Source organism: Pedobacter suwonensis (assembly GCF_900111825.1).
GTDB lineage: Bacteria > Bacteroidota > Bacteroidia > Sphingobacteriales > Sphingobacteriaceae > Pedobacter > Pedobacter suwonensis.
In genome coordinates, this window is the sequence record NZ_FOJM01000017.1 from 94,658 (window position 1) to 108,175 (window position 13,518).

The 13,518-nt window shown below is 40.3% G+C and carries 8 protein-coding genes; 5 read left to right on the plus strand and 3 right to left on the minus strand.

Annotation, left to right across the window (positions count from 1 at the left end):
- Window positions 1-419: 419 nt before the first annotated feature.
- Entirely contained in the window at window positions 420-2,141 is a 1,722-nt protein-coding gene (gene ggt, locus BM107_RS20165; RefSeq protein ID WP_090986692.1) for a gamma-glutamyltransferase, read from the minus strand.
- Window positions 2,113-3,888 (minus strand): AMP-dependent synthetase/ligase, encoded by a 1,776-nt coding sequence (locus tag BM107_RS20170; protein WP_090986694.1) that lies wholly within the window; start codon window positions 3,886-3,888, stop codon window positions 2,113-2,115. Before BM107_RS20170 ends, ggt begins: the two co-directional genes overlap by 29 nt.
- 257 nt (window positions 3,889-4,145) lie before the next feature.
- On the opposite strand from BM107_RS20170, the gene BM107_RS20175 reads away from it, so the two are divergent.
- Window positions 4,146-4,610 carry a hypothetical protein gene (locus BM107_RS20175; RefSeq protein ID WP_090986696.1) on the plus strand — a complete coding sequence of 155 codons (465 nt, stop codon included), beginning with the start codon at window positions 4,146-4,148 and terminating at the stop codon, window positions 4,608-4,610.
- Between the two features lie 133 nt (window positions 4,611-4,743).
- On the opposite strand, the gene BM107_RS20180 is transcribed toward BM107_RS20175, so the two are convergent.
- Window positions 4,744-6,573, minus strand: coding sequence for a M61 family metallopeptidase (locus tag BM107_RS20180; protein WP_090986698.1), 1,830 nt, complete (start codon window positions 6,571-6,573; stop codon window positions 4,744-4,746).
- 350 nt (window positions 6,574-6,923) lie between these two features.
- On the opposite strand from BM107_RS20180, the gene BM107_RS20185 reads away from it, so the two are divergent.
- The 4 genes from BM107_RS20185 (at window position 6,924) to BM107_RS20200 (ending at window position 13,467) form a co-directional block, all read left to right on the plus strand.
- Window positions 6,924-8,021, plus strand: a complete 1,098-nt coding sequence (locus BM107_RS20185; protein WP_090986701.1) for an efflux RND transporter periplasmic adaptor subunit — start codon at window positions 6,924-6,926, stop codon at window positions 8,019-8,021.
- A gap of 2 nt (window positions 8,022-8,023) precedes the next feature.
- The gene (locus BM107_RS20190) at window positions 8,024-11,134 is read left to right on the plus strand and encodes an efflux RND transporter permease subunit (RefSeq protein ID WP_090986703.1); all 3,111 of its coding nucleotides are present in this window, start codon (window positions 8,024-8,026) and stop codon (window positions 11,132-11,134) included.
- A gap of 1 nt (window position 11,135) precedes the next feature.
- A complete protein-coding gene (locus tag BM107_RS20195) occupies window positions 11,136-12,446 on the plus strand; it encodes a TolC family protein (RefSeq protein ID WP_090986705.1) in 1,311 nt (436 codons plus the stop codon).
- Between the two features lie 157 nt (window positions 12,447-12,603).
- Window positions 12,604-13,467, plus strand: coding sequence for an N-acetylglucosamine kinase (locus BM107_RS20200; protein ID WP_244278870.1), 864 nt, complete (start codon window positions 12,604-12,606; stop codon window positions 13,465-13,467).
- Window positions 13,468-13,518 lie beyond the last annotated feature (51 nt).

The following is a 13,518-nucleotide window of genomic DNA, read 5'->3' on the forward strand; positions in this document are numbered from 1 at the left end:
AACGTGAACTATGGATCTAAAAGATCATTTGCGATAATAACAACTGTATTTTTATGTTAATTGAGCATTCTATTTGTCATGGCGGGATGGCTTCTTTCTTTTTGAAAGAAACAAAAAACGCCGGCTGAAAATTTTTCTGCTAAAGGCAGCGAGTAGGCTTTGACTGTGCTTCCCGAATCCCGATAGCAATCGGGATGTTAGGCCGGTGATCCCGAGAACGAAGATTTTCTGCTGTGGCTTAGCCAAACGTTCATGCATGTCGGCAAATTAAGATCCAAAGCTCACGTTAAATAGTAAAAAGCAATTATGAGGTCTATTGTTTAGTTATACCATTATTGAGCATATCATACACCAAATTATGCCAATTAATATGTAGCTAATTTGATACAATATCAAATTAATGAATTGAAACGAAATGGCTACCAGCCAATGGCTTTATCATCACCCCTTGGGTCGGCACCACCCTGATAATTTCCCCATTTGGTTCTTAAGATGGCATCAACTCTGCCAATTGGGCCTCGCTGTAAAATTTTATAACCTTTTGCCTTTAACTTCGATATTGATAAGCTGTCAATAGCATCCTTTTCTACATACACTTCATCTGGCAACCACTGGTGATGAAACTTTTTAGCATTAACGGCCGATTGCATAGACATATCGAAATCGATTACATTAATAATGGTTTGGAATACAGAAGTAATAATGGTGGAACCTCCTGGTGTACCTACCACCATAAATAATCTTCCGTCTTTCTCCACAATGCTCGGCGTCATGGAGCTCAACATTCTTTTATTCGGGGCGATAGCATTAGCTTCGCCGCCAACCAAGCCGTACATATTTGGTGCGCCTGGTTTAACTGAAAAGTCGTCCATTTCGTTGTTCAACAAAAAACCTGCTCCTTTTACGGCGACCAACGATCCATAAGAACCGTTTAAAGTGGTGGTAATGGAAACGGCATTTCCATCACGGTCTACGATAGAGAAATGCGTGGTTTCTTCATGTTCTTTGCCATTTATTTCACCGGCTGACACAACACTACTTGGAGTTGCAGAGGCCCAGCTAAAGTTTGCCATCCGGTTTTTATTATACGCAGCATCTAATAACTGCTGTTGCGGAACGGCATAAAAATCAGGATCGCCCAAATGCTTTGCGCGATCGGCGTATACCCTTCTTTCTGACTCGACCATTACCTGTATGGTTGAATCGGCATTATGTCCCCATTTTTTTAAAGGATAAGGCTCTACAGACTGAAGCAGCTGGATGAGGGCAATGCCTCCGCTTGATGTTGGCGGCATGGTGATAATTTTATAGCCCCGGTAATTGCCTGTTACCGGCTTACGCCAAACGGCATGATAATTTTTTAAATCTTCTTTTGTAATAAGTCCTTTTCCGCGCTGCATTTCGGCTACAAGCGAATCGGCCACAGCCCCTTCATAAAAACCGGCTCTGCCTTTCTCCTGGATCAGCTTTAAAGTACTGGCCAGCTCTTTTTGTACCAACACATCATTTTCCTGCCAGGTGCTTTCTAAATTTACAAATGCTGTTCCATTTGGGTTAAACTCCATAAACTTTCTATGCAAACCATTCAATTCAGCGGCCTGCCTTTTGGTAATTTTAAAACCAATTTGAGCCAGGTCTATTGCTGGCTGTAGTACCTGCGCCCAGGAAAGCTTTCCATATTTCTTATGCGCCTCTACCATACCATCTACCGATCCTGGTACCCCCGCAGCTAAATGGCCATAAAGGCTTTTATCTACAATTGGATTGCCGGCTCCATCCAGATACATATCTCTGGCAGCAGCCTTTGCTGCTTTTTCCCTGAAATCCAGGGCATTTATTTCTCCGGTTGAACTGCGGTAAACCATAAAACCGCCTCCCCCGATATTTCCCGCATTAGGATAAACCACTGCCAGGGCAAACTGAACAGCAACAGCCGCATCAACTGCATTTCCTCCCTTTTTTAAGATATCTATACCTACCTGAGATGCTTCCGGATGAGCTGAAACCACCATGCCGTTTTTATATTCGCCACTATTGTTTTTACCCAATTGTCCGGTTACACAACCAGCCAATAAAAACATCATGCTTAGGTATATTGCTGATTTTTTATAATTAGTGAGGGGCTTTATAGTTTTCTGCATCCCGATAGATTTTTTCGATTATTTCACTGTTTTTTTCGGTAATCACTTTTCTTTTCAAACTTAATTTTGGCGTTAGCTCGCCGCCATCTATGCTCCACTCTTTAGGTAATAGTGCAAATCGCTTTACCTGTTCCCATTTACCAAAATCCACATTTGCCGCTTCAATAACCTCATTATATTTAGCAAGCACCTGCTCATTTTTAATTATCTCTTCGTTTGAGCTGAAATTAATGCCCTTTCTGCCTGCCCAGGTTTTTAAGGTTTCGAAATTAGGAACAATCAATGCAGAAGGAAATTTTCTATTTTCGCCCAGAACCATGATCTGCTCGATAAAAATCGATTCTTTATATTTATTCTCCAGCATTTGCGGGGCAACGTATTTACCACCAGCTGTTTTAAACATCTCTTTTTTACGGTCAGTAATTCTTAAAAAACGGCCATCAACCAACTCACCAATATCTCCGGTATGAAACCATCCATCCTGATCTATAGCCTCCTGAGTTAAGTCGGGCCGGTTATAATAACCTTTCATCACCTGGTGCCCGCGGGTCAATACTTCCCCATCAGGGGCAATTTTAACTTCCACACCTTTAATTACCTCACCAACGGTACCAAACATGGTTCCGCCGAAATGATTAACGGTAATTACAGGCGAGGTTTCGGTCAATCCATAACCCTCAAAAACAGGCATACCAGCTGCCCAGAAAATCCTCGCCAATCGCGGATTGAGGGCAGCACCGCCAGATACGATGACCACGATTTCTCCACCCAGAGCTTCTTTCCATTTTTTGAACACCAGTTTACGGGCAATACCCAGCTTGAAATTGTACCAGGCACCTGCATTGATGGTATATTTTTCGGCCAAGGCTACCGACCAAAAGAAAATTCCTTTTTTTATCCCGGTTAACGCCTTCCCTTTTTCCATGATCTTATCGTACACTTTTTCAAGAAGCCTTGGAACAGTAGAAAAGGCATTAGGTTTTACATGCTGAATATCGGCAACAATGGTTTCCATACTTTCTGCATAATAGATCCCCGTATAATTAAACAGGTATAGATAAATGATCATCCGCTCAAAAATGTGCGATAAAGGCAGAAAACTTAAACTTTTGTTGACCCCCTCGGGCATAACTACAGCCGAGTTTACAAAGTTTGCGACTAAGTTATTATGCGTTAGCATTACTCCCTTTGGCGTTCCTGTTGTACCTGAAGTATAAATTAAGGTCAAAACATCATCTGGCTCCACGTTTGACCGATAGGCTTCCAGGTCAATATCCGTACTTGCCCTACCGAGTTCAATTAAGGTATTCCAGTTTTCGGTTGCTGTAACTTCGTTAAAAGTATAAATCTTAATATCAGGATTTATGGCATCGGCACAAGGTTTAATTTTTTTATACAATTCTTCGTCAGCTACAAAAATTATGGCTATTTCTGCATCTTTTAAGATAAATTGAATATCATGCTCGGCTAAGGTTGGATATAAGGGGATCTGGTAAGCCCCGATCTGGCTAGCAGCAAAATCAGCAATATTCCATTCAGGCCGGTTGTGAGACATTACAGCAACCCTTCCCCCTTTCCCAATACCTTGTTTAATTAGTCCACGGCTTAAGTTATCTACAGCATTGCAAAAATCTACTGTACTATAATTTATCCATTTCCCGTTAATTTTTCCGCTGATGAATTCCTGCTTAGGATTTTCGAGGCTGTACTTTAAAAGATCAAAAACCCGTTTAATTTCTGCCGCCATATGAATTGTATATTATTTGGTTAAATTAAAAAAATCAAACATAAAGATGGTTACTTTATGCGTATTTATTAATGAAAATAATACTTGGCAATGAGTGAAATGCCGTATTTACTTTCCGTTAAAATATTTTTAATAAACTTAGCGATTACAAAATTACTATGCAAGCATTGTTTTTTATCAGGTTAAAATTTTTACCGAAAAAACAGAAACGGCATTAAAGTTGTTAGGCTGATAATTATTTACAAAACATTTAAATTATGAAAAAGTTATTTACAATTTTAGGATGCATTGCATTATTTGCCCTTAGTACAACAAACGTTAAAGCCCAAAACTACAAAACCGGATTAGGCTTAGGTATTGACTTCGGAGACGGCGCTACATTGGTAGGTCCTTCAATCAGACACCACTTCAGCCCTAAGGCGGCCATTCAGGGAGATGTATTGTTTGGTGGAAATTCAACTGTTATTCAAGGTTTCATTCAATACAATTCATCTATCCGTGGTGCAAAAGGTTTAGATTGGTATTTAGGTGGTGGTCCTTCAGTTCAATTGTACGATGGCGGTTCTAATTTTTACCTTGTTCCAATGGTTGGTTTAGACTATAAATTCTCTGGTGCACCATTGGCATTGGCTTTAGATTGGAGACCAAGACTTTACATTGGCGACAACAACAGCGATTTTAATGCTGGAAGATTTGGTCTAGGATTTAGATATACTTTCTAGTTATAACGTTTAGCGCTAAGCGCATGACGTTAAGCTTTGTATAGTAAAGCATTTAATAAAAAATCCCGTAAGATTAATTCCTTACGGGATTTTTTTGTGCTTTATATATAGACTAAAGATTCTCGATTAAAAATTAAACTCCTGTCCATTTTTTAAGTACTGCTTTTTGCTCCGGTGTGGCATTTTCGTTAACAGTTGCTTTTAGGCGTACATTTGGATTCTCTTTCAGGGTTAACGAAATTTCTTTCTCTAATCCATCACGTCTAACCTTAAGTTTCAATACATCACCAATATTCTTTTTACCTACCAACGGGATAACATCCAACGAAATCATCGGGCTTTTCAACCTTACTGTTGCTAGCGCATCACCTAATGAGGTATCATCTAAACTGAGTACAACGTCATTTACGTTCAATCCGCTGATCCAGGCCGCAGAATTTCTTGTTGTTGAAGTAATTACCAGACCATCATTGGTCAACTGTCCGGCAGCACCGGTAACCGGCTTACCTGGAGTTGCATTTTCTGTCGAAACATCTACACCGGCATAACCAAAGTACTTCACATATTCTACATCATCTACCCCATTTACATATTTAGCCCAAAAATTGGTAAAGCTGATTCCGGATATTTTCTCCACCATGGCTTTAAATTCGGCATCGGTATAACCTCGCTTTAAAGTTTTGCACTGCAGATACATCGCTTTCATTACATCATCCAGGCTTTTAGCACCTTTGGTGGCATTGATAATTTCCAGATCCATTAAAATACCAATTACTTCGCCTTTATTGTAATAAGAGATTGAATTGTTTTTCGAATTTTCATTCGGGCGGTAACCAATAATCCAGGCATCATAACTAGACGAAGCTGCCGACTGGTATTTGGCACCCGGGGTATTTAAGACTGTACCCACGCCACCAACTAAATCCTTCAAAAATTCGTTCACATCGGTAAAACCTGCGCGGTGCAGGTATTTGTTCTCATAATATGAGGTAAAACCTTCAGCCACCCAAAGGTTGGTGGTGTAATTTTCATTATCATAATCAAAAGGGCCTAAAGCAATAGGGCGCAAACGTTTCACATTCCACAGGTGATGATACTCATGTGCAACCAGGCTTAAAAAGCCTTTATAACCTTCAGGTGTATTGTAAGCGTTTCTAGTAGCACCTAAAGTAGTGGAGTTGAGGTGTTCCAGACCACCGCCCCCCTTTAAGAAATTATGAACAATAAACAGGTAATATTTATTAGGATTTTCGCCATAAACTGCAGTTTCCTTTTCTACAATTTTGGCCATATCAACTTTTAGTTTTTCTTTATCATAATTACCGCCTCCATACATAGCCACTTCATGCCGAACACCGGCAGCTGTAAATTCAAAAGTGTCCTGATTGCCTACCTCAATAGGGCTATCGTACAGAATATCGAAATCGCTGGCCTTATAAGTAAACTGCTCGCCAGCAACAGGAGCTAAGCCGGTAGAAACCTTACTCCAGGTATTGAACGGAACGATTTTTACCGTACTTGCCGATTTGATCATGCCGTCAGGGTGCATAAAAATACCTGTTGGTGATAAGAAAGCATGAGATTCATCAATAAATGGTGTACGCACTGAGATTTCAAATGCATAAACCCGGTAATTGACCTGAATGTTAGGAGTCTTTGCCGAGAAAATCCTCCAGGTGTTTTTGCTAACCTTTTCAACCTTTGCCGCTTTACCGCCCGCAGTAGCCTTAAATTCTTCAACACTTTTTTCAAACTCACGCACTAAATAAGAACCTGGTGTCCATACAGGCATTTTTACATCTACATAATCTTTTGTCAGTCCAGAAATATTCATCTGCACTTCTGCATAATGCGCTTGCGGTTCTTTGAAAGAAACCTCGAAGCCTATTTTTACCTGCGCCTTCGCTGCCATAATACACGTTAGTAGTAAAACTAAACTTAAAACTGATTTTTTATTAAACATATTCACTGTGTTTTGCTACAAATTTAGATTTATTGATGGGGTTTTAATATAAAATAGCTCAATGTGGTGTAAAATAGTTGTTTCTGTTCAATTTATGTCTGGCGCTTGGCTATTTGCGAAAAACTCAGGGCGATTTAGCACCAAATGTCATCAGGCATTAACTGGTTGATTTATGAAGGAATAACACTTAGTATAAATATTATGCTGCAACCAAGCTGTGAACTTCGGACCGAGATGGTAACATCCTTAATACAACAAAATTAGGACTAAACTATTTGAATATTTTTACGCTCTAATTCCAAACATTAATATCATTTTAACGTTGGAATACGCACTACACAAATCATAACATGAAGAAAAGGTATATTATCTATGCTGTTTTAGCAATAGGCCTGGCTTATCTGGTATATTACAGAATTAATGCAAATAAAAAACTAGAAGGAAAAGGTGGTGCATCTGCTGGTGCCGGAAAGGGTAAAGAGGCTGGTAAGGGAGGCGCCTCTGCTCCACTGGCAGTGGATGGAATTATTGTAAAGCCGGTATCGTTTGACAATGACCTGGAAATAACCGGCGCTATTGACGCAAACGAATCGGTTGTATTAAAAAGTGAAGTGTCGGGACTGGTGACCGGAATTTATTTTAAGGAAGGCACTATGGTATCAAAAGGAAGTGTACTGGTTAAAGTAAATGACCGGGATATACAAGCGCAATTGCAGGATGCACTGACGAAACAAAAACTTTCCGGCACAAATGAGAACAGGGCAAAACAATTGCTTGCAAAAGGGGCAATCAGTCAGGAAGAATACGATACTTCCCTAGCAGATTTAAGGTCGTTGCAGGCCCAAGCACAATTAGTACGGGCGCAATTAGCCAAAACCACTATCCGCGCACCTTTTACAGGCCGAATAGGTTTACGTAACATTTCTATCGGCACTTATTTAACGCCCGCCACAGTGATTGCCAACCTGGTGAGTACAAATCCTGTTAAAGTTACTTTCTCGGTTCCGGAGAAATATGCAGGGCAGATCAAAGTGAACTCCGAAATCATATTTACTACTGATGGCTCTTCAAAAGAAAACAAGGGAAAAGTTTATGCGATAGAACCGGGGATTAATTCCGCTACCAGAACCTTACAAATTAGGGCTTTAGCTCCCAATGCGGACAACACTTTGCTACCAGGTTCCTTTGCGAAAATCAAACTGGCTTTAAGTACCCTTCAAAATGCTATTCTGATTCCTAACGAAGCAGTTATTCCGGTTTTAAAAGGTAAGATCGTTTATATCCAAAAAGATGGTAAAGCACAAGAGGTTAAGGTAGAAGCGGGTACGCGTACCGATGAAAACATTGTGATTACATCAGGATTAAAAGCTGGTGACACGGTATTAACCACCGGATCAATGGCTTTGAAAAAAGGTGCACCGGTTAAAGTTCATTTGGTTAAAGAATAATTATGAGTATCTCTACCACGAGTATAAAAAGGCCGGTGCTGGCCATTGTGATGAACCTGCTAATTGTTCTTTTCGGGATTATAGGTTACACTTTTTTGGGTGTCCGCGAGTACCCTTCCATTGATCCGACCGTAGTTTCGGTAAGAACCTCCTACCCCGGGGCCAACGCCGATATTATTGAATCACAAATTACTGAACCGTTAGAAAAATCGATCAATTCTATTGATGGGATCAGAAATATCTCTTCATCAAGTAACCAGGGAGCAAGTAATATTACCATAGAGTTTAACCTTGATAAAAATATTGAAGAGGCCGCAAATGATGTACGTGATAAAGTATCGCAAGCGGCCAGAACTTTACCAAAAGATATTGATGGTTTACCGGTAGTAAGTAAAGCCGATGCCAACTCCGATCCGATTTTATCGATGACGATACAGAGTGATAAACGCAATACGCTCGAATTAAGTGATTTTGCCGAAAACGTAATTGCCGACCGGATTCAAACCATTCCCGGCGTTAGTAGTGTACAAATCCAAGGGCAAAGGAAATATGCCATGCGTATCTGGATGGACCCGAATAAGCTCAGTGCTTATGGCTTAACCTCACAAGATATTGTTACGGCCTTAGATAATGAAAACGTAGAACTCCCATCAGGAAAAATTACCGGGGCTACCACTGAACTAACGGTTAAAACTTTAGGAAAACTCACCAACGAAAGTCAGTTTAACAACCTAATCTTAAAAGCCGACAGCAACCAGGTGGTTAAACTGAAAGACGTGGGTTTTGCAGTTTTGGGACCAGAAAACGAAGAAACCATTTTACGCGAATCGGGCAAACCGATGGTGGCCATCGCTATTATCCCCCAGCCGGGCGCTAATTATCTTGACATCAGTAAAGAGTTTTACAAACGTTTTGATAAGTTAAAAGCCGATATACCGCAGGATATTAAACTAAAAGTGGCATTAGATAATACCCTTTTTATCAAACGTTCGGTAACCGAAGTAGCTGAAACGATTGGCTTGTCGCTGGTATTGGTAATTTTAATCATCTATCTTTTTTTCAGGGATTGGGCCATCGCCTTCAGGCCATTGATTGATATCCCTGTATCATTGATTTTTACCTTCTTTATTATGTATGCCTTTGGCTTTTCTATAAACGTACTAAGTTTATTGGCCATTGTACTTGCTACGGGCCTGGTGGTAGATGATGGTATTGTAGTTACCGAGAATATCTTTAAAAAGGTTGAAGAAGGGATGTCGCCATTTGAGGCAGCCATTAAAGGATCCAATGAAATCTTTTTCGCGGTAATTTCGATTTCCATTACCCTTGCAGCCGTATTCTTACCTGTAATCTTCTTACAAGGCTTTGTTGGTCGCTTATTTAGGGAGTTCGGTGTAGTAATCGGCGCTGCAGTATTGATATCTGCCTTTGTATCGCTTACCCTAACACCGATGTTAAATGCCTACCTGATGAAAAAAGGGGGGCATAAGCCATCTAGATTCTACAACTGGACAGAACCCTATTTTGTAAAATTGAATGATGCATACGGATCGAACCTGAATAAATTTTTGGCTAAAAGATGGCTTTCTGTGCCGATTATATTAGTTTGTATGGGGCTTATTTTCCTTTTCTGGAAGATATTACCGAAAGAAACTGCCCCATATGATGACAGGAGTGCCATCAACATCAACGTATCTACACCGGAAGGCGCTTCATTTGCCTACACGGATAAGTTTATCATGAAGCTGAATCAGTTGGTGATTGATTCTGTTCCGGAAAAAAATGTGAACATTACCATTACTTCGCCAAGTTTTGGCGGCTCTGGCGCGGTAAACTCTGGATATGTACGGATGGGCCTTACCGATCCGGAAACCCGTGAGCGTTCGCAAAAGGAGATTGCAGATATGCTTACCCGCGTAACTAAGAAATATACCGAAGGCAAAACCATTGTGAACCAGCAACCTACCATATCAGTAGGACGCCGTGGTGGCTTACCCATCAGCTACATTATCCAGGCTCAAAATTTTGAAAAGCTACGTGAGAAAATTCCATTGTTTATGGATGCTGTAGCCAAAGACCCCACATTTACCGTTTCGGATGTGAACCTGAAATTTAACAAACCCGAAATTAACCTGACCATCGACAGGGATAAGGCCAAAAATTTAGGTGTTTCTATTTCGGCCATTGCCCAAACCCTGAACTTAGGGTTGAGCGGACAAAGGTTCTCGTACTTTTTTATGAATGGAAAACAGTATCAGGTAATTGGGCAGTTTGACCGGGGTGATAGAAAAGATCCATTGGATTTAAGTTCAGTTTACGTACGTAACGACAAAGGGGAATTGGTGCAGCTTGATAACCTGGTAACCGCCAAAGAAGAAAGCAGTCCGCCACAGCTGTACCGTAATAACCGCTTTATTGCCGCTACCGTTTCGGCAGGTTTAGCACCGGGCAAAAGTATTGGTGAAGGTATAGAAGCGATGGATGCCATTTCAAAAAAAGTATTGGATGAGACTTTCTCTACTGACTTAGGTGGAGAATCGCGCGATTTTAAGGAGAGTTCTTCCAATACCGTTTTCGCGTTTGGCTTGGCCCTGCTTTTGGTTTATTTAATTCTTTCTGCGCAGTTTGAGAGTTTTAAAGATCCGGTTATTATAATTTTAACTGTACCAATGGCAGTTGCAGGGGCATTTTTATCGCTCTGGTTGTGTGGCCAAAGCTGGAATATCTTCAGTCAGATCGGTACCATTATGCTGATCGGTTTGGTAACTAAAAACGGAATTTTAATTGTAGAGTTTGCCAACCAGCTTAAAGAAAAAGGCATTCCCATCCCAGAGGCCATCAGGGAAGCTGCGGTTTCGAGGTTACGCCCAATATTAATGACCAGTTTGGCCATTGCCATTGGTGCCTTACCTATCGCGCTCGCATTGGGTGCTGCGGCAAAAAGCAGAATGAGCATGGGAACCGTTATTGTAGGCGGAACTTTATTCTCTTTGGTATTAACCCTATTTGTAATACCGGCCATTTACTCTTATTGGGCAAAACCTTACCGGCCCAATCAAGAATTAAAAGAAGCACATCGTTTTGAACAGGAAGCTTTACATACAGAAGAATAAGATGAGCAAGAAATTAAAAACATTTATCATGCTGATAAGCTTATCGTTTTCAGGTTTTGCACAAGAAAAGTTAAGCCTTCAGGAAGCCATTTCCATTGCATTACAGCACAATTACGACATCAAAATCAGCAAAAATCAGATCGATATAGCAAAGAACAATACCAATATTGGCAATGCCGGTATGCTACCCAGTATAACCGGAAATTACACCAATGGCGGAAGTATCCAAAATACCAGGCAAAGTCCTGTAACTGGTCCTGATCGGGTGATTACCGGGGCTAAAAGTACCAATAACAGTTATGGTGCAGAATTAAACTGGACCATTTTCGATGGCTTTCGCATGTTTGCCAATTACGATCGCTTAAAGGAATTGCAAAAACAGGGTGAATTAAATTCGCGCTTAACCATTTTAACTACTGTTGCTGATGTAATTGCAGCCTATTATGATATTGTAAGACAACAACAACTGGTTAAAGCAGCGGATAGCGCTATGGATGTTTCGATATTGCGCACCAATATTGCCAAAACGAAATTACAGCTTGGACGTGGTTCTAAACTGGACGTGCTGACCGCACAGGTTGATTATAATACGGATACATCAAATTACCTGCAAACCAAAAATGCGCTGCAGATCGCTAAAGTTCGCTTAAACCAATTAATGGTTAGGGATATTGGAACCACTTTTTCTGTTGCTGATAGTATTGATGTAGACAAAGGTATCTTATTTAGCAAGATGGCCGAAATGGCTGAAAAGCAGAACCCTGATGTGCAGAATGCATTTATCAATCAACGCATTGCTTCTTTGAATTTAAAGTCTATCCGTGGGGCCCGTTATCCGGCAGTTAGCCTGAACTCGGGTTACAGCAGGGCAAACAGTACCAGCCCCACGGGTTTTAACCAAAAATTTGCGGCCAATGGATTTACCTATGGCGTTACAGCAAGTATCAATTTATTTAATGGCTTTTTACAGCGTCAGCAAGAGCGCAATGCCAAAATCGAGATCGATAATTCGATTCTTAACCTGAACAAAACCAGATTGGATGTGAATGCGCAGTTACTTGCTGCCTATGAAAATTATAGTACTTATCTTGATCTGATTAGATTAGAACAGCGGAATGTAGATATAGCGAAACAGAATTTAGATATTACTCTGGCAAAATACCGTTTGGGCAGCATAGCTCCGTTAGAACTGAGAGAAGCACAGCGTAATGCCATCGACGCTCAAAACCGTTTCATCGAAATGCAATATCAGGCAAAAATAGCCGAAAACACTTTAAAAACAATTAGCGGAAGTGTTGATTTGCTGAACTAATAAGTTTCAATCCATTGCCAAGAGCAATCAGACATAAGGCATACTATCAAACTTTCTAAAATACAGCCATATCTAAAACGGTGCCAGTAAGCTTTAAAAGAAGTAACGAAATTATTTCAAATATAAAATGCTATAATTAATTTTTATATTTAGGGCCATGATACTTGTTGCAGATAGTGGCTCATCAAAAACCGATTGGATGGGTTATCATAATGGCGAAACCATTAAATTTAATACCCCTGGAATAAACCCATATTTTTTAAGTGAACAAGAAATTACCAAGCTGATTTCGAAAAACGAATCCTTATTGCAATACGCCGGTGAGGTGAAAGAGATTTACTTTTTTGGAGCTGGTTGTTCTTCGCCAGATAAACATGAGGTGGTTTCAAACGGTTTATCAGCTGTTTTTAGCCGTGCTTTTATTTCTGTAGACCACGACCTTCTGGGTTCAGTATACGCTACCTGTGGAAGCGCCGAAGGATTAAACTGTATTTTAGGTACCGGATCTAATATCTGTTATTTTGATGGCAAAAAAATTCATGATGGTCACCATGGTCTGGGCTATGTTTTAGGTGATGAGGGTTCTGGCACCTTCTTTGGGAAAAAGGTGCTCCTAAGCTATCTGTACGGAAAAATGCCATCAACATTGGCAGCAGAATTTAAAAAATCCTTCCCCGCCGAAAAAGAGCAGATTATTACCAATGTTTATCAGAAACCTTTCCCCAACATCTACCTGGCAAGCTTTAGCCGCTTCATGGCCAGCCATAAAGACCACCCTTTTATTCAGGAGATATTAAGAAATGGCTTTCAGGAATTTGTAGATACGAACGTTAAAGACTATCCCAGATACAAAAACGTACCTTGCCACTTCGTAGGCTCCATAGCCTATTATTATCAGGATGAACTCATTTCGGTATTACAGGAAAACGGCATCGAAGCTGGCAAAATTTTACAAAAACCAATAGATGAGCTGTTTAGTTTCATCTTAAATAAAGAGGGCATTGCACAACAGGCCAGTTAAGTTAAAATATACATTTACATCATAATTTGTTAAAATGTGCTTAATATGGTA